Annotated in this window: 16 protein-coding genes; 7 read left to right on the top strand and 9 right to left on the bottom strand. The window is 73.1% G+C overall.

Going from position 1 to position 17,453, the window contains the following annotated elements; translation table 11 throughout:
* Window positions 1–15 precede the first annotated feature (15 nt).
* From H1A17_RS09760 to H1A17_RS09750, 3 genes are read right to left on the bottom strand one after another with little or no spacing between them, the layout of a single operon-like run.
* Window positions 16–930 (bottom strand): PLP-dependent cysteine synthase family protein, encoded by a 915-nt coding sequence (locus H1A17_RS09760; protein ID WP_145917922.1) that lies wholly within the window; start codon window positions 928–930, stop codon window positions 16–18.
* Between the two features lies 1 nt (window position 931).
* Window positions 932–2,335: an EamA family transporter gene (locus tag H1A17_RS09755; protein WP_145917923.1), complete on the bottom strand. Its 1,404-nt coding sequence runs from the start codon at window positions 2,333–2,335 to the stop codon at window positions 932–934.
* A gap of 12 nt (window positions 2,336–2,347) precedes the next feature.
* Complete coding sequence (locus H1A17_RS09750; protein ID WP_145917924.1) at window positions 2,348–3,397, bottom strand: serine O-acetyltransferase; 1,050 nt, start codon at window positions 3,395–3,397, stop codon at window positions 2,348–2,350.
* A gap of 231 nt (window positions 3,398–3,628) precedes the next feature.
* On the opposite strand from H1A17_RS09750, the gene H1A17_RS09745 reads away from it, so the two are divergent.
* On the top strand, window positions 3,629–5,047 hold the full coding sequence (locus tag H1A17_RS09745) for a PLP-dependent aminotransferase family protein (RefSeq protein WP_145917925.1): 1,419 nt from the start codon (window positions 3,629–3,631) through the stop codon (window positions 5,045–5,047).
* 39 nt (window positions 5,048–5,086) lie between these two features.
* Entirely contained in the window at window positions 5,087–5,824 is a 738-nt protein-coding gene (locus tag H1A17_RS09740) for an alanyl-tRNA editing protein (RefSeq protein ID WP_145917926.1), read from the top strand.
* A gap of 7 nt (window positions 5,825–5,831) precedes the next feature.
* On the opposite strand, the gene H1A17_RS09735 is transcribed toward H1A17_RS09740, so the two are convergent.
* On the bottom strand, window positions 5,832–6,044 hold the full coding sequence (locus H1A17_RS09735; RefSeq protein ID WP_145917927.1) for an exodeoxyribonuclease VII small subunit: 213 nt from the start codon (window positions 6,042–6,044) through the stop codon (window positions 5,832–5,834).
* Between the two features lie 10 nt (window positions 6,045–6,054).
* A complete protein-coding gene (gene xseA / locus H1A17_RS09730; RefSeq protein ID WP_145917928.1) occupies window positions 6,055–7,269 on the bottom strand; it encodes an exodeoxyribonuclease VII large subunit in 1,215 nt (404 codons plus the stop codon).
* 133 nt (window positions 7,270–7,402) lie between these two features.
* Between xseA and H1A17_RS09725 the strand changes: the two genes are divergently transcribed.
* Both H1A17_RS09725 and H1A17_RS09720 read left to right on the top strand, forming a co-directional pair.
* Entirely contained in the window at window positions 7,403–8,386 is a 984-nt protein-coding gene (locus H1A17_RS09725) for a 4-hydroxy-3-methylbut-2-enyl diphosphate reductase (RefSeq protein WP_145917929.1), read from the top strand.
* A gap of 172 nt (window positions 8,387–8,558) precedes the next feature.
* A complete protein-coding gene (locus H1A17_RS09720) occupies window positions 8,559–9,023 on the top strand; it encodes a hypothetical protein (RefSeq protein WP_145917930.1) in 465 nt (154 codons plus the stop codon).
* 109 nt (window positions 9,024–9,132) lie between these two features.
* Here H1A17_RS09720 and H1A17_RS09715 read toward each other — a convergent pair whose 3' ends face one another.
* Complete coding sequence (locus tag H1A17_RS09715; RefSeq protein ID WP_145917931.1) at window positions 9,133–10,284, bottom strand: DNA recombination protein RmuC; 1,152 nt, start codon at window positions 10,282–10,284, stop codon at window positions 9,133–9,135.
* A gap of 53 nt (window positions 10,285–10,337) precedes the next feature.
* Here H1A17_RS09715 and H1A17_RS09710 point away from each other — a divergent pair, with 53 nt between their 5' ends.
* On the top strand, window positions 10,338–11,132 hold the full coding sequence (locus H1A17_RS09710) for a hypothetical protein (protein WP_145917932.1): 795 nt from the start codon (window positions 10,338–10,340) through the stop codon (window positions 11,130–11,132).
* A 142-nt stretch (window positions 11,133–11,274) separates the two neighbouring features.
* Here the strand turns inward: H1A17_RS09710 and ppc are convergent, their stop codons facing one another.
* Window positions 11,275–14,061, bottom strand: a complete 2,787-nt coding sequence (gene ppc / locus H1A17_RS09705; protein WP_145917933.1) for a phosphoenolpyruvate carboxylase — start codon at window positions 14,059–14,061, stop codon at window positions 11,275–11,277.
* A 108-nt stretch (window positions 14,062–14,169) separates the two neighbouring features.
* Window positions 14,170–15,180, bottom strand: a complete 1,011-nt coding sequence (locus H1A17_RS09700; RefSeq protein WP_194821685.1) for a hypothetical protein — start codon at window positions 15,178–15,180, stop codon at window positions 14,170–14,172.
* An 83-nt stretch (window positions 15,181–15,263) separates the two neighbouring features.
* Here H1A17_RS09700 and H1A17_RS09695 point away from each other — a divergent pair, with 83 nt between their 5' ends.
* Window positions 15,264–16,304, top strand: coding sequence for a S66 peptidase family protein (locus H1A17_RS09695; RefSeq protein ID WP_145917935.1), 1,041 nt, complete (start codon window positions 15,264–15,266; stop codon window positions 16,302–16,304).
* Here the strand turns inward: H1A17_RS09695 and H1A17_RS09690 are convergent.
* Window positions 16,298–16,522 carry a FadR/GntR family transcriptional regulator gene (locus H1A17_RS09690; protein WP_145917936.1) on the bottom strand — a complete coding sequence of 75 codons (225 nt, stop codon included), beginning with the start codon at window positions 16,520–16,522 and terminating at the stop codon, window positions 16,298–16,300. The two genes, H1A17_RS09695 and H1A17_RS09690, sit on opposite strands and share 7 nt — an antisense overlap.
* Before the next feature lie 204 nt (window positions 16,523–16,726).
* Between H1A17_RS09690 and H1A17_RS09685 the strand changes: the two genes are divergently transcribed.
* A complete protein-coding gene (locus tag H1A17_RS09685; protein WP_194821684.1) occupies window positions 16,727–17,071 on the top strand; it encodes a hypothetical protein in 345 nt (114 codons plus the stop codon).
* Window positions 17,072–17,453 lie beyond the last annotated feature (382 nt).

Genomic DNA, 17,453 nt, shown 5'->3' with positions numbered 1-17,453 from the left:
GCGGTCAGCCCCGGCTCAGAGCAGTTCCAGGTAGTCGTTGACCCGGTCGTAGGCCACCGTCAGCAGGGTCAGCGGCTCGTCCGAGGCGGCCAGCAGCCGGCGGCACGCGGCGATGTTCGCGCCGGTCGACGGCCCCGCGCCGATGCCCTCGGACTCCATCAGCCGGCGCATCCCGTCGATCGCGTCCGCCTCGCTCACCGTGACCATCTCGTCGATGATCCCGGTGTTGAGCACCGGCGGGATCATGCCGATGGACAGCCCCTGGATGCGGTGCGGGACGAACACGTCGGCGAACATGTCGCACCCCTCCGGCTGCACGCCGAGGATGCGCAGCCCGCCCTGGTGCTGCCGGAGCACCTCGCCGATGCCGGTCAGGTGACCGCCGGTGCCGATGCCGGCCACGTAGCAGTCCACCCGGGTGCCGTCCAGGTCCGCGATGATCTCGCGGACGGTGGTCAGCCGGTGGATCTCCGGGTTGGCCGGGTTGGCCGCCTGGTTGAGCATCACGTACTCGGGGTGCTCGAACTGGATCTCGGTGGCCAGCTCACCGTGCGAGTTGTTGCCCCGGGTGCTGTCCGAGAGCCGGACCTCCACCCCGAAACTGGCCAGCAGGCGACGCTTCGACTCGCTGTAGTTGTCCGGGATGACCAGCACCACCCGGTAGCCGAGCACGGCGGCGGCGATCGCGATCCCCATCCCGGTGTTACCGCCGGTCGGCTCCAGGATGGTCTGCCCGGAGCCCGGCTTGAGCAGGCCCTCCCGCTCCGCCGCCCGGATCATGTTCAACGCGATGCGCATCTTGTGGCTGCCGCCCGGATTGTTCAGCTCCAGCTTGAGCAGGATCTCCCCGGGCAGGTCGGCGGTGAGCCGGCTGAGCCGCACCAGCGGGGTGCCCCCCACGGTGTCCAGGATCGAGTCACGGATGCCCATCTCAGCCTACCTCCGCCGTACGCCGGTCCGGGCCGGGCAGGAAACGCAGCTCGGTGTACTCGCCGTCGACGCACCGGAACAACCGGGCCTCCCGGACTCCGGTGTCGTCGATGCCGACCACCAACTGCTCCAGCGTCGGATAGAGCGGCACCCCGTCGACCAGGGCGTTGCGCCGGTCCTCGTCGCTGAAGTAGGCCCGCCCGTTGGGGTGCGAGTGGTAGAGCACCACCACCGGATCGTCCACGTCGAGGTTGTCCTCCAGGTACATCAGATCGGCCGGGGCCAGCACGTAGCCGGTGGTGGCGGTGCGCGGGAACCGGACCGGGTCCTGGCGGTGCATCTCGTCGGCCGTGTTGCGGGCCGCGTGCACCCGCCCGCTGGCGTGCACGAAACCGCACGCCTCGCCGGGGTAGGCGACCCGGGCGTGCTCGTAGATCGTGTCGAGGGTGGACCCGTCGAGCGTCGCCCCGTCGTCCGGGGTCACCGGCGCGGGCGTCGCCGCCGACCCGCCCCCGGTGGCCTTCTTGGTCAGCCCGAACGCGGCCAGCATCACCACCGCGAGGACCACCGCCAGGGCCGGCAGCGTGGCGTTCTCCAGCAGCGCCGACCCGAACAGCGCCACCACCGGGAAGAGCACGAAGACGTACGACACCAGGACCGCGTCGACGTGCTGGAGCAGGTAGAAGTAGGCGGCGAAGCCGATCACCGAGCCGACCAGGCCGAGGTAGAGCACGCCGGTCAGCGATCGGCCGGAGATCGCGCCCAGGTCGGGCCGCTCGACGAACGCCCCGAGCACCACCAGCCCCACCGCGCCGAGCCCGATCGGCAGGGTCTCCTGGGTGAGCACGTGCACCGTGCCGCCGTAGCGGGCCATCACCGCGTACGTCAGGGCGTGCATGACCGCGGCGAGCAGCACGGCGGCCGGGGCGAGCACGCCCCGGGCGCTGATCCCGGCGGTCAGCTGGACGATGCCGACCAGGCAGCCGAGCCCGACCACGACGCCGGCCCACTGCGTCCAGCTCACCGAGATCCGCGAGATCAGCACCGAGAAGAGCAGCAGGAAGACCACGACCGACGAGAAGATCAACGCCGCCAGGCCGGAGCTGATGTGCTGCTCGCCGTAGTTGATCAGCGCGTACGGGACGGCGATGTAGACCACCGCGATGAACGGCACCACCCAGCGCCGGCCCGGCGGCGGCAGCAGCGACACCCCCGGCGCGGCGAGGCAGACGGCGAGCAGGAACGGGAAGGCCACCAGGAAGCGCAACCCGGCCGCGGTGATCGGCGGCAGCGTCTCCACACTCATCTTCATGCCGTACCAGGTGGTGCCCCAGATCAGGCACACCAGCAGGTAGAGCAGCCCGAGCTGCCAGCGGCCGGCGCGGGCGCCGGTGTGGTTCGTCATGTCATCTCCTGGTCACGCGAAGCCGAACTCGTCGAGCGCCCGCCAGAGTTGCTGGAGGTTGTAGAGGACCGTCTCGTTCCCGCAGGTGTCGATGATCCGGAGCCGCTCGTCGGTGCCGGGGCGGTTCACCGCGCACCGGACCCGCCGGTCGTCGCGCTCCAGGACCACCACCGGACGGTGCTGGCCGGTGCTGGTCACCAGGTCGACCTCGATCGAGGCGAGGCCGGTGCCGTGCACCTCGACCACACCCTCGCAGACCGGCACGACGCCGAAGACCCGGACGTTGCACTCGCCGGAGGTGCCCTGGTACTGGTTGAGCAGCCGGACCCGGCGGTGGCTCGGCACGTCGGTGGTGACGATGATCCCGGGGCCGATCAGCACGTCGTCGCCGACCGTCACCGCGCCGAGGATGCGGGCGAACGCGCCGACCTCGACCCGGTCGCCGAGCCGGGGGTGCCGCCGGCCGCTGGGGTTGTCGGCGATGCCCCGCGCGCCGAGCACGACCCCCTGGAGGATGTACGCGTCGTCGCCGATCTCGGTGGTCTCGCCGATCACCGTGCCGAGCCCGTGGTCGATGATCAGTCGTCGCCCGATGCCGGCGGCCGGGTGGATCTCCACGCCGGTACGGACCTTCGCGGCCTCGGAGACCCGGCGGGCCACGGCGAGCCGGACGTCCCCGCCCAGCGGGGTGTCCCCGGCCCGGTGGACGGCGTGCGCCACCCGGTAGGCGAGGGTCGCCCGGTAGGCGACGTAACTGTCCCAGACGTACTGCCACGATCCGCCGGCGGCCGGGTCCCGGCGGGCCAGCGCGAGCAGGTCCTCCGTGGCGAGTTCGCAGATGGCGCGCAGCCGTTGCGGGGTCAGCAGCGCCTGGGTCACCGCCGGGGACGCCTCGGCCTCGACGAGGCGGACGACCTCCTGGCGCAGCAGCGGCCCGAGGGCATCGGTCGACGCGGGGTCGGCCGGCGGCGGTGTGCCGCCCGGGGGAGTGGCCGGTCCGGACGCGGCGCGGGGGGCCGGTACGCGCTGCCCCGTGCCGTTCGAGCCCGCGGCTGCGTGCAACGACGACTCCATGCGGCTCCCGCTCCCCGTTCTGCTTGGAACCGTCTCCTTCGGCGGCTCGAGTGAGGTGACACTCGGTGCGGCGTCACGCCTCGGAAGCGGACCTGGCCGCAGAGCGGGCAGGTGCGGTGCCAGATCGTAGTCACAGCCCCCCGCTAACGTGACGATGGAATATTGCTCAAGTCAGTGGCTGAGGGAAATAGCCAATCCTCAGTCCATTGGGGGGAGAGCATGAACGCGGAAGAGTTGGCCGCTCAGCTCGGTGCGTGGAAGGACGACCAGACCCGGCTCTACCGCGGGCTGGCCGAGCAGCTGCGGCTGCTGATCCGGCTCGGATCGCTGCCCCCGGGCAGTGAACTGCCCCCGGAACGCCGGCTCGCCGTGGCGCTGGCCGTCAGCCGGACGACCATCGCCCAGGCGTACAGCCTGCTCAAGGACGAGGGCTGGCTGGTCAGCCTCCAGGGCAGCGGGACCCGGGTGGCGCATGCCCAACCCGCCGTCGCGCCTCCCGCCGACTACGGCGCGGCGGCGAGCGGCTTCATCGCCGACGTCGTCCGCGACCGGGTGCGTACCGTCGACCTGACCGTCCCGTCGCCCCCGCCCGGCCCGTGGCTGATGACGGCGATGGCCCGGCTGCCCGCCCTGGCCGCCGCCGCGCTGCCCGGCCGGGTGTACGAACCGGCCGGCTACCCCGCGCTGCGGGACCGGATCGCCGGCAAGCTGACCGCCGACGGCCGGGTGACCGCCGCCGAGGAGGTGATCGTCACCAACGGCGCGACCCAGGCGCTGTCCCTGCTGGCGGGGGTGCTGACCCGGCGGGGCGACACCGTGCTGGTCGAGGAGCTGACCTGCCCGACGGTGCTGGCATCGCTGCGGACCGCCGGGTTGCGGCTGGTCGTCGTGCCGATCGAGCGGGAGGGCGCCGACCCGCAGGCGGTCGAGGCGGCCGTCCGCCGGTACGAACCCTCCTTCATCTACGTCATCCCGACATACCACAACCCGACCGGGTGGACGATGACCGAGCGTCGGCGCGCGGCGCTGGCCTCCATCGCCCGCCGGTACGGGGTGCCGCTGGTGGAGGACCTCACCCTCGCCGACACCCGGATCGACGGCCCGCTCCCGCCGCCGCCGATCGGCGCGTACGCCCCCGGCGCGCAGATCTACACGGTCGGCAGCCTCAGCAAGGTCTGCTGGCCGGGGCTGCGGATCGGCTGGCTGATCGGCCCCCGCCGCGAGCTGCAACGGATCGTGCACCTGCGGGCCATGTACGACCTGGGCTGCCCGCTGCCCACCCAACTGCTCGCCGTCGAACTCCTCGACGACCTGCCGCAGATCCGCCTCGAACGGCAGCGGGAACTGCTCGGCCGCCGCGACGCCCTGCTCGCCGCCCTCGCCGAACACCTGCCGCAGTGGCGGCACGAGTCACCCCACGGCGGGCTCAGCGTCTGGTGCGCCACCCCCCGGCCGCTGCAACAGCTCAACCACGTCGCCCAGCACCACGGCATGCAGTTGATGCTCGGTTCGCACTTCGCCGTGGGGGCACGCTCCTACCTGGACCACGTCCGCCTGCCCTTCACCCTCGACGAGGCGGAGCTGGTCGAGGTGGTCAAGCGGCTGGCCGGCTACTGGGCCGAGGCCGGGCGTGGCTAGTCTCACCGTGCGCGACGATCGGTAGTACGCTGCGCCCCCATGGGCATCTCCCACCACGGACGCACCGAGCGTCTCGACCTCGCCGACCCGTCCCTGCGCGAGTGGACCAGCCGAGTGGTGCACGTCGATCCCGAACGTGGCATCGTGCTGGACCGCTCCGCCTTCTACCCCGGTGGCGGCGGCCAGCCGCCGGACCACGGCGTGCTGCTGTGGCAGGGGGTGCAGACCCGGATCGTCGGCACCCACAAGGGTGACGACCTCTATCTGATCCCCGCCGAGGGCGACCCGGTGCCGCCGGTCGGCGCCGAGGTCCAGGGCGCGATCGAGGACGAGCGTCGGTTCACCCTGATGCGCACCCACTCCGGGCTGCACGTGCTCTGCGGCGTGGTGTTCCGCGACTTCGGCGCGCTGGTGACGGGCGGCAACATGGAGCCGGGCGAGGCCCGGATGGACTTCAACCTGCCGCAGCCCCCCGAGGGCTTCAAGGGCCTGCTCGAAGAGGCGGTCAACAAGGAACTCGCCACCGACCGGCGGGTCTCCGTGCGGGTGCTGCCCCGCGACGAGGCGCTGGCCATCCCCGACATCGTCCGCACCCAGACCAACCTCATCCCGCCGGACGAGCAGGAGGTCCGGATCGTCGACATCGAGGGTCTCGACGTGCAGGCCGACGGCGGCACCCACGTCGCGTCCATCGGGCAGGTCGGGCGGATCCAGGTGGTCAAGGTGGAGAGCAAGGGCAAGCAGAACCGCCGGGTCCGCATCCGCCTGGTCAGCTGACCCCGGGTCAGGCCTCGGCGGCCGGTCGGGCGGCGTCGATCCGGGCGCGGGCACCGTCGAGGGAGCGTTGGCAGGCGGCGGCGAGCCGCTCGCCGCGCTCCCACAGCGCCAGCGACTCCTCCAGCGACGTGCCGCCGGCCTCCAACCGCTCCACCACCTGGGCCAGCTCGGCCCGGGCCTGCTCGTAGCTGAGCTGCTCGTCGGGTTTCCGATCGCTCATCTCGTCCTCCTCATCGCTCGACGGTCGCGGTCAGCTCGCCCTCGGCGAGGCGTATCCGCAGCGGGTCGCCGCCGGCCACCTCGCCGGCCGCCCGGACCACGTGCCCGTCGGCCCGCTGCACGATGGCGTAGCCCCGGTCGAGGGTGGCGGCGGGGGAGAGCGCCCGCAGCCGGGCCAGGGTGTGCCGCAGGTCGGCGGTGGCCGCGTCGAGCCGGTGGTCGAGGCTGCGGCCGGCCCGGTCCCGCAACGCGGACACCTCGGCCGCCCGCTGCTCGACCATCACCTGCGGCCGGGCCAGCACAGGCCGGGACCGCAGCAGGGTCAGCCGGTGCGACTCCCGGTCGACCAGGTTGCGGACCGCCCGCTCCAGCCGGGAACGGGCCTGGCCGATCAGCCGCACCTCGTCGGCCAGGTCGGGCACGACCCGCTTGGCGGCGTCCGTCGGGGTGGAGGCGCGGACGTCGGCCACGTAGTCGACCAGCGGGGCGTCCGTCTCGTGGCCGATCGCGCTCACCACCGGGGTACGGCAGGCGAAGACCGCCCGGCACAGCGCCTCGTCGGAGAAGGGCAGCAGATCCTCGATGCCGCCGCCGCCCCGGGCCAGGATGATCACGTCGATGCTCTCGTCGGCGTCGAGGACCCGCAGCGCGTCGACGATCTGCGACACCGCGCCCGGCCCCTGCACGGCCACGTTGACCGTGCGGAACTCCACCGCCGGCCAGCGCCGCCGGGCATTGGTCAGCACGTCCCGCTCGGCGGCGGACGCCCGACCGGTGATCAGACCGATCCGCTGCGGCAGGAACGGCGGCCGGCGCTTGCGGGCCCGGTCGAACAGCCCCTCGGCGGCGAGCAGCTTCTTGAGCTTCTCCAGCCGGGCCAGCAACTCACCCAGCCCCACCTGGCGGATCTCGTCGGCGCGCAGGCTCAGCGTGCCCCGCGCGGCATAGAACTCCGGCTTGGCGTGCAGCACCACCCGGGCACCCTCGCGCAGCTCCGGCGCGCCCGAGTCGAGGACGTCCCGGTTGGTGGTGACGGTGAGGCTGAGGTCGGCCGACGGGTCGCGCAGGGTGAGGAAGACCGTGCCCGCCCCGGGGCGGCGGCTGATCTGCGCCACCTGCCCGTCGACCCAGACCCAGCCGAGCTTGGCGATCCAGGCGCCGACCTTCTGGCTGACCACCCGGACCGGCCAGGGTTCCTCGGGGGTGCTGCGGGGGGCGTCGGTCACCCGCCCACCCTACGGTCCACCTCCGACGACCCGGGGCAGCCCCGACCGCCCGTGCCGCGCGTCCCGGCGTACCCCCGCTGTGGTACGGGTCGCAGCTCCTGCCGGTGGAGATGCCGGCACGTACGATGGGCGGGTGACCGAGGCTGAGGCGACCCCCAAGACCGGCAAGCGCGTGCTCCTGGCCAAGCCCCGCGGCTACTGCGCCGGGGTGGACCGGGCGGTGCAGACCGTCGAGGAGGCGCTGAAGCTCTACGGCGCGCCGATCTACGTCCGCAAGCAGATCGTGCACAACAAGCACGTGGTGCAGACCCTGGAGGCGCGGGGCGCGATCTTCGTGGAGGAGAACGAGGAGGTGCCCGAGGGCGCCACCGTCATCTTCTCCGCGCACGGCGTCGCCCCCGAGGTGTACGAGCAGGCCAGGGCCCGGTCGCTGCGGGCGATCGACGCGACCTGCCCGCTGGTGACCAAGGTGCACCAGGAGGCCAAGCGGTTCGCCGCCGAGGACTACGACATCCTGCTGATCGGTCACGAGGGGCACGAGGAGGTCATCGGCACCGCCGGGGAGGCCCCCGCCCACATCCAGCTCGTCGACGGCCCCGACGACGTCGACCGGATCACCGTGCGCGACCCGAACAAGGTCGTCTGGCTCTCCCAGACCACGCTGTCGGTGGACGAGACGCTGGAGACGGTGGCCCGGCTCAAGACCCGGCTGCCGCTGCTCCAGTCGCCGCCCAGCGACGACATCTGCTACGCCACCTCCAACCGGCAGCACGTGGTCAAGGAGATCGCCCCCGACTGCGACGTGGTGATCGTGGTCGGCTCGCGCAACTCGTCCAACTCGGTACGCCTGGTCGAGGTGGCCGTGGACGCCGGGGCCCGCGCCGGGCACCTGGTCGACTTCGCCCACGAGATCGACGACGCCTGGCTGGCCGACGCCCGGACGGTGGGGCTGACCTCCGGCGCGAGCGTGCCCGACGAACTGGTCCACGAGGTGCTGGCCCACCTGGCCGCGCGGGGCTTCACCGACGTCGACGAGGTGGTCACCGCCAACGAGCGGCTGACCTTCTCGCTGCCGCAGGAACTCAAGCGCGACATGAAGGCCGCCGCCCGCGGCTGACCTGGACCGGGGCGGGCGGGGATCGTCCTCGTCGCGCTGACCCGGCACGGGGCGGTGCGCCGACCGGGGCCGGCGTCGGCGTGTCCGTCGGTGGCCTGCCGGCACCGGTGTCCGTCGGCGGCGGGTTCCCGACGGACGGAACGGATCACGGGTGGGGCGCGTCCCAGTGGGTATGAGAACTCCTCGGATGGCGGTCGTCGTGCTGCTGGCCGCCGGTGTGGCGCTCGCCGGCTGTGGTGACGGTGCCGACGTCACCGGCCCGCCGGCCACGCCGACCGGTTCCCCGACCCCCACGGCCACCCCGTCGGACACCGTCACCCCGTCGGACACCGTGCCGCCGGCATCGGTGGCCCCGTCCGCACCACCGGCCGGGTCGGTGCCGCCCGGCGGGGTGAAGCCGCCACCCGGCGGCCCGCGGCTGCCGCCCGGTCCGGGCGCGACGGAGCTGACCGGCACCGTCGAGGCGGGGGTCGAGCCGGGGTGCCTGCTGCTCGACGGTCACCAGTTGGTCGGCGGCCCCACCGACGTGCTCGTGAAGGGAGCCCGGGTCACCGTCACCGGCCGGGCCCAACCCGACCTGATGAGCACCTGCCAGCAGGGCGTCCCGTTCCTGGTGGAATCCGCCCGCCGCTCCTGACCCGCCCGCCCACGCCCGTCCGGACGCCGCGATGTCACCGGAAGGGTGGTATCCGGTCGCTCCGATACCGCTACACCGGCGACAGTGCGCCCGCCCGGGGCGGCCCGCGTCAGGGGCGGTCGTCGGTGGGGAGGAGTTCGGGGGCCTGGGGTTGTCGGGGGGCCAGCTCCACCTGGGCCGGGACGGTCAGCTCCTGGTCGGAGACGCCCAGCTCGGCCAGCTTGCGCGCGCTGACCAGGACCCGGGCCTCCAGCGACCCGACCGCCCGGTTGTACGCCGTCACCGCGCCGCCGAGCGAGCTGCCGAGCTTGCCGACGTGGTCGCCCAGGGTGGACAGTCGGCCGTACAGCTCGCGGGCGAGCGCGTGCACCGCCACCGCGTTGCGGGCCAACGCCTCCTGCCGCCACGAGTACGCCACCGTCCGCAGCAGCGCGACCAGGGTCGCCGGGGTGGCCAGCACCACGTTGCGGGCGAACGCGTGCTCCAGCAGCGTCGGGTCACGCTGCAACGCCACGTCCAGGAACGGGTCGGCCGGCACGAACAGCACCACGAACTCCGGGCTGTCGTCGAACGCGGCCCAGTAGGTCTTCGCGGCCAGCGCGTCGACGTGCCCGCGCAGGTGCTTCGCGTGCCGGTCGAGGTGGGTGTCCCGGCCGCGTTCGTCGCGTGCCTCCATCGCCGTCAGGTAGGCGTCGAACGGCGCCTTGGCGTCCACCACCACCGTCCGCCCGCCGTGCAGCCGGACCACCAGGTCGGGGCGGACCCCCTGGTGGTCGGTGGCGGCGGTGACCTGCTCACTGAAGTCGCAGTGCTCCAGCATGCCGGCCGCCTCGACGATCCGGCGGAGCTGGTGCTCGCCCCAGCGTCCGCGCACCTGCGGGGCGCGCAGCGCGGCGACCAGCTGCTTGGTCTCGGTGCGCAGCTCACCGGAGACGGCCCCCATCGAACGGACCTGTTCGCGCAGCTCGGCGTAGGCGTCGACGCGGTCGCGTTCCAGCTCGCCGACCCGTTGCTCGTAGCGGCGCAGGGTGTCGTGCAGCGGGGCCACCGCGCGGGCCACCGCCTCCTGGGACTGGGCGGTGGCCTCGTAGCTCAGCGCCCGCATCGACTGTTCGAGCCGGCCCTCGCCCTCCCGGGTGGCGGCGAGGGTGGCCTCCAGCCGGGCGATCTCGGTGGCCGACCGGGAGCGGGCGGCGTACCAGCCGACCGCCCCGCCGGCGGCGAGGCAGACCACCACCACGGCCAGCGTCGAGAAGTCCATCACCAGAGCTTGCCAAACAGGTACGACTCGACGCCCCCGGGTACGTTCGGAGAATGGAATTTCTGCTCGTGCTCATCCTGGTCGCCATGCTGGCCGGTGGTTTCGTCTGGTGGCGGCGGGAGAAGGCGGCCCGGGAGGCGCGCAGCCTCGCCGACGTACGCGCCGACGCCCAACGCTGGTACGAACGCCTCGGCGGCCAGGTGATGAACCTGCACGGCGACGACCCGGCGGTACGCCAGGCGCTGGTCGACGCGGGTGAGCGGTACAACGCGGCGGGCAGCCAGTTGGAGCAGGCCCGTACGGTGCACCAGTTCCGGCTGGCCCGGGAGACCGCGTTGGAGGGGCTCGCCTACGCACGGGCGGCCCGGGTGGCGCTCGGCCTGGACCCGGGCCCGGAGCTGCCCCCGCTGGCCGCCGCGCAGGGGGCCGGGGAGATCACCCGGGAGCGCCAGGTGGACGTGCAGGGGCAGACGTTCAGGGCCGGCCCGCAGCCCGGCCGGGACACCCCGTACTACTACCCGGGCGGGCGTTACCAGGGCCGGCCGGTGCCGGCCGGCTGGTACTCGACGCCGTGGTGGAAGACCGCGTTGGGGGCGGGCGTCGGGGTGGTGGGCGGGATGCTGATCGCCGACGCGCTCTTCTCGCCGGCCTTCGCCGACCCGGGGTACGACGCCGGCTACCAGGAGGGCTTCGGCGACGGTGCGGACTTCGGCGGCGACTTCGGCACCGCCGGGGATGCCGGCGGCGACTTCGGCACCGCCGGTGACTTCGGCGGCGGTGACTTCGGTGGCGGTGGGTTCGGCGGGGGCGACTTCGGTGGTGGGGACTTCGGGGGCGGCGACTTCTGAGCCGACGCCGTCGGTCGGTGGGCGGCCCGCCCCGCAGGCGCGGCCGCCGTCCCGGCCGGTACCGCCACGAAGGCCCCTGCCACGAAGGCCCGCCGCAACGGCCCCTGCCACCGCCTGTGGCGGCGGCAGGGGCGGGCGTCCGTCAGCCGGTGTTGCGCATCCCGGCGGCGATGCCGTTGACCGTGGTGAGCAGGGCGCGTTCCAGCGCCGTACCGTCGCTGGGGGCGCGTCGGCCGCCCGGCGCGGTGACCACCGCCCGGCCGGCGGCGCCGGAGTCCCGGTACTGCCGCAGCAGCGCCACCTGGAGGTGGTGCAGCGGCTCCAGGTAGGTGTCGCGCACCGCCAGGGTGCGCTGGAGCACCGGCGAGTTCTCCAGCAGGGCCGGCGACGAGGTGACCGCCAGCACCTCCTGCTTGGTCAGCTCGTACTCCTGCTCGATCTTGTCGAAGATCGGGTGCAGTTCCTCGGGGACCAGCGTCTCCACGTACCGGCGGGCGATGCTGAGGTCGGTCTTGGTCAGCATCATCTCCACGTTCGACAGGAACGTGCGGAAGAAGTGCCAGTTGCGGTGCATCTCGGCCAGCACGTCCTCCAGGCCGGCCGCGCGGGCGGCGGCGAGGCCGGAGCCGACCCCGAACCAGCCGGGCACGATCTGCCGGGTCTGCGTCCAGCCGAACACCCACGGGATGGCCCGCAGGCCGCCCAGGCCGGCCCCGGTGTTCGGCCGCTTCGCCGGCCGGGAGCCGATGTTCAGCGCGCCGAGCAGCTCGGTGGGCGTGGACGCCCAGAAGTACGCCGGCAGGTCCGGGTCCTCCACCAGGCCCCGGTACGACCGGAAGGCCGACTCGGAGACCACGTCCATCGCCGCGTCCCAGCGTTCCAACTGCTCGGCGGGCTGCCGGGGGGCGGTGTGCAGCAGCGTCGCCTGGAGCACCGCGGCCACGGTCAGCTCCAGGTTCTCCCGGGCCAGCGCCGGCAGGGTGTACTTGTCGGAGATGACCTCACCCTGCTCGGTCACCTTGATCGCGCCGTCCAGGGTGCCGTACGGCTGGGCCAGGATCGCCTCGTGGGTGGGGCCGCCGCCGCGCCCGACGGTGCCGCCCCGGCCGTGGAACAACCGCAGGTGTACGCCGTGCTGGGCGGCCACGTCCCGCAGCGCCCGCTGGGCCCGGTGGATGGACCACTGGCTGGTGGTGATGCCGGCCTCCTTGTTGGAGTCGGAGTAGCCCAGCATCACCTCCTGCACGTCGCCCCGGGCCGCGACCAGCGCCCGGTAGGCCGGCAGGGAGAGCAGTTCGTTGAGCATCTCGCCGCCGGCGTTCAGCTCGGCCGGGGTCTCCAGCAGCGGGACGAAGCCGATCCGGGCCCGCCCGGTGTGCACGTCGACCAGGCCGGCCTCCCGGGCCAGCACCACCGCCGCGAGCACGTCGTCCACGCCGAGGGTCATCGAGATGATGTACGACTCGATGACCTCGCCGCCGAACCGGTCCTGCGCCTCCCGGATGGTCCCGAACACGTCGAACGTCTTGCGCGCCCCCTCGGTCAGCGGGGTGTCCAGGGCGGACAGCGGCCGGCGGCCGGTCAGCTCGTCGGCGAGCAGCTTGGTGCGCTCCAACCGGGTCAGCGACGGGTAGTCCGACACCTCGCCGACCGCCGCGTAGAGCTGGGTGAGCACCTCGTGGTGCTTCTCGGCGTGCTCCCGCACGTCCATGGTGGCCAGGTGCAGGCCGAACGCGGAGACGGTACGGATGGTCGAGGCGAGCCGGCCGACGGCGGTGAGCTGCCCGGAGTTGCGGGCCAGCGAGGCGCGTAGCAGCTCCAGGTCGGCGATCAGCTCGCCGGAGCCCTGGTAGTCCCGGCCCGGCACGTGCGGGGTGCCGGCGCGCAGCCGCTCCCGGGTGTTGGCCAGCTTCGCCTTCACGCAGCGGGCCTTGAGCCGGTAGGGCTCCTCGGCGTTGACCCGGCGGAACCGGGGGGCCACCTCGGGCAGCGCGTCCAGGTCGGCGGCGAGGCTGGCCGACAGGTCCAGCGACACGGCGCGCAACCGGCGGGAGACGGAGACCTCGTTGACCAGGTGTTCCATCGCCGCTTCGGTGGCGGTGATGCCGTGCTCGTGCTGGATGCGCAGCACCTCCCGGGTGACCACGGGGGTGACGAACGGGTTGCCGTCCCGGTCGCCGCCGATCCAGGTGCCGAAGGTCAGCGGGCGCGACGTCGGCGAGGTCTCCACGCCGAGGGTGCGCAGCGTGTCGGCCAGGTCGTCGAGCACCTGCGGGGCGGCCTCGGCGTACAGGTCGCGCAGGTAGTAGATGGCGTTGCGGGCCTCGTCGGTCGGGTCGGGCCGGTCGAGGCGCAGCTCGTCGGTCTGCCACATCAGGTCGAGCAGTTCGGCGAGGCGGCGGTTGGCCGGGCCCTCGTCGCTGGCGCCGTAGAGGATGGCGTTGGCCGTCTCGGCGTCCAGTTCGTCGGCGATGGCGCGCAGCTTGGACAGGATCGACCGGCGGGCCGCCTCGGTGGGGTGGGCGGTGAAGACGGGGCGTACCGCGAGGCGGCGGGCGGCGGCGGCGATCTCCTCGGCCGGCACCCCGCGCTCGGCGATCATCTTGGCCGCCTGGTCCAGCCAGCCGCCCTGGATCGCCCGGCGGCGGCGCAGGTCCCGGGCCCGGTGCACCTGCTCGGTGATGTTGGCCAGGTGGAAGTAGGTGGAGAAGGCGCGGGCCAGCTTGGTGCCGGTGGTCACGTCCAGCCCGCCGAGGCGCTGCGCGGCGGCCGGCGCGTCGGAGCGGACCTGGGCGCGGATCTCCTCGACCAGGTCGAGCAGGGGCCGACCCTCCTGCCGGGCCAGGGTCTGGCCGAGCAGGGTGCCGAGCCGACGGATGTCGGCCCGCAGGGCGGCGTCGGGCCCGTCGTGATCATGCTGGTCGGTCACCGTGCGCTCCTTACGTGAGTACGAAGGACAGCGCTGTCCGACTCCCTGGATGGTATCTGCGTGGCCCGGTCCGGGAGGAAGGGGTTCGGTGTGTCACCTTCCCCACGATCACCGCGCGCCACGTCCGGCCCCGGCCCGGCGTCCCCGGAACAGGGCGGCGGTGAGCAGGCCGAGCACCCCGAGGGCGACCCAGGTCAGCAGCCCGGCAAGCGGCCAGCGGGCCGAGCGCCAGTCGAAGTAGACGGCCGATTTGAGTAGGTCGGTGGCGAGACCGGGGACGTTCCAGCGATGCATGCCGCGCAGCGCGGCGGGCAGGAACTCCGGGGCGTAGATGCCGCCCGAGCCGGGGTTGCCGAGCACCACCAGCAGCAGGATCACCAGTCCGGTGCCGAGCAGCCCCAGCCAGCCCTGTACGGCGGCGGCGACCATCGCGGCGGTGAAGACGGTGAGCATGCCGACCGCCGCCACGGCGACCAGGTCGTGGTCCCAGACGTCGAGCACCGGGCCGACCAGCACCGCGCCGATGATCCCGAGCAGCAGCGCGTGGACGGCCAGCGAGCCGATCCGCAGTCCGGCCCGGCGCAGCCCGCGCGGGGCGGTGCCGAGCGAGACGCCGAGCGCGGTCGAGGCGAGGTAGCCGCCGAGCACCAGCCCGACGGCCAGGTAGAACGGCACCAGGCCGCGCGGGTCGTCGGGGGAGACGGGCACCTGGTCGGTGACGGTGAGCGGCACCCCGGCCTGCTGGGCGGCCGGGGTGAGGACCCCGGTGACCAGTTCGGTGGCGGCCGGCGCGGAGGCGCTGGCGGTGGCGAGGGTGAGCGTGCCGTCGGGGGCGGAGGTGAGCACGGCGTACACCTGGCGGGCGGTGAGGGCGTCGTCGGCCGCGCCGGGGTCGGCGTACCGGACGGGTTCGATGGTGTCGGTGCGGGCCCGTACGGCGGTCAGCAGCGACTCGGCGCGTTGGTCGCCGGTCACCACGCCGACCGGCACGTCCCGGGGGTGCGGCTGGTGCAGCGCGCCGACGTAGGCCGCGATGAACGCGGTGGCCAGCGCCAGCGTGCCGACCAGCAGCGCCGCCGTGCGGGGCAGCCAGTCCCGGGTCCGCGGCTCCTCGTCCACCGGCTCAGCCTATGGCCGTTAATGCATGATCTGTGGAGTTTTGTCGGGTGAAAACCGGTGGGAGTGGGCGGTAGGTTCCGATCATGGCCCCTCCCGCGTACCCCGCCAAGCCGAAGCCGGGCGACCGGGTCGCCGTGGTCTCCCCCTCCGCCGGCCTGCCCGGTCTCTTCCCCCACGTGTACGAGCTGGGCCTGCGCCGGCTGCGCGAGGAGCTCCACCTGGAGCCGGTGGAGTACCCGACCACCCGGCAGATCCGGGCCGACCCCCGGGACCGGGCACGCGACCTGACCGCCGCCTTCGCCGACCCTACGGTGACCGCCGTGCTCGCCACCGTCGGCGGGGACGACCTGATCACCGTCACCCCGCACCTGGACGACGCGGTGCTGCGGGCCAACCCGAAGCCCTACTTCGGCTACTCGGACAACACCAACGTCCTCAACCACCTGCACCGGCTGGGGATGGTGGCCTACCACGGCGGCTCGGTACTGGTGCACCTCGGCCGGCCCGGCGCGCCGCACCCGCTGACCCTCGACTCGCTGCGTGCCGCCCTGTTCACCTCCGACTGGTACGAGCTGACCCCCGCGCCGCAGTGGGGTGACGAACCGGGCGACTGGCGGAACCCGGCCACGCTCGCGGTCGAACCGCCGATGCTCCCCGGTGAGGGCTGGCGCTGGCGGGGCCCGTCGACGGTCGTCGAGGGCCGCACCTGGGGCGGCTGCCTGGAGATCCTGCACTGGCTGATGGCCGCCGACCGGGTGCCGTCGGCCGCCGAGCTGGCCGGGTCGGTGCTCGTCATCGAGACCTCCAACGAGCTGCCCGACGCGCAGGAGGTGTTCCGGATCGTCCGGAACATGGGTGAGCGGGGGCTGCTCGCCGCCTTCCCGGCGATCGTCGTCGGCCGGCCCAAGGCGTGGGACTTCGAACGGCAGCTGCCGGTGCCGGAACGGCTGGCCTGGGCCGCCGCCCAGCGTGGCGCGATCACCCGGGCGCTCGCGGACTACCACCCGGACGCGGTGGTGGTCTTCGACGTCGACCTCGGCCACACCGACCCGCAGTTGATCGTCCCGTACGGCGGGGAGATCGTGGTCGACGCGGTCGAACGCCGCATCATGGTCCGCTACTGAGCGGCCGGGTCCCGGACGTAGACGCCCTCGCCCTGTCTTCCCTCGATCAGCCCTTCGGCCTTGAGGATGAGCAAGGCGGTCCGGACCGAGCCGTAGGAGACGCCGTACGTCTCGATGAGGCCCTTGGTCGTGGGTAGCTGATCACCCGGTATCAGTTTTCCGGCGCGGATCTGATCGCGGATGGCTGATGCCACCTGCTCATATTTGGGTGTGTTCATGGTGTCTCCCTGGCTCGCAGGGCCAAGTAGATCACCACAAGTTGACAGCGTCTATAACGTCGACAGTGTCGACAATGTCGACGTCCGGCTATAAGCTGACCTCGCTGACCTGGCTCGCAACCGGTTGAGCATCACCAACAGGGCGGCCCGGGGTGGAGGTGGCACTCCGCTCCCCGGGCCTTGACCAGGAAAGGACCCTGGCCCATGGGCAACCTACCGAATCCCCCGCACCTGGTGAGTCCCGTCCGACCGTCGAGCTCTGGCCATCCGCCGTGGTGCCTGCGTGGTCCGGACTGCGCCGGCCCGAACGATCTGCACCTGTCCCGACTCCTCGACGCGGCCGTACACGGCGACGAGGTGATCCAGGTCCGGCTCGGCCTGTGGCGCATGGATATCGGCCCGACCCCGCCGTCCGGGCTGCTGTTGGAGTGCTCGGCCGGCGAGGAGGTCGACCGCTGGCCGATCGGCCTCGCCCAGTTCCGCCGCCTGGCCCGCCTGTCCCACCACCTGATCAACCAGCTCGACCCGCGCCTGACCCGCGCCGCCTGAACACCTCCCGGGTGGGGCGTCGCAATGTCATGGATGTAGTGGTGTCTGCGAGCGGGGATGCCGCCACATCCGCGACATTGTGATGATCTTGCAGCGGGGCCCGGTCACGTCGGGGCGGGCGGGGATAGGCTGGTCGACGTGCACCCCCCGTCCGGCCGGACGAGGGGCAGCAGTCGTGCGCGTCGACTCCTCTGGAAGTGATCACTGATGCTCACCGGACTCTTCTCCGCCGCCCTGGCCGATCCCGGGCTGGCCCGCGCGCGTGACCTGGCGCGCTCCGGTGCCGCCCAGGTCGACGGGCTCGACCTCACCGCCCCGGCGGCGCTGCGCCCGTTCGCCGTGGCCGCCGTCGCCGCCGACGAGGCGGTCGGCGGGGCCGGCC

Source organism: Micromonospora sp. S-DT3-3-22 (assembly GCF_015354745.1).
Lineage (GTDB): Bacteria > Actinomycetota > Actinomycetes > Mycobacteriales > Micromonosporaceae > Micromonospora > Micromonospora wenchangensis.
Note: the sequence above shows the minus strand (reverse complement) of the source record. Positions and strands in the feature narration are given on the sequence as shown.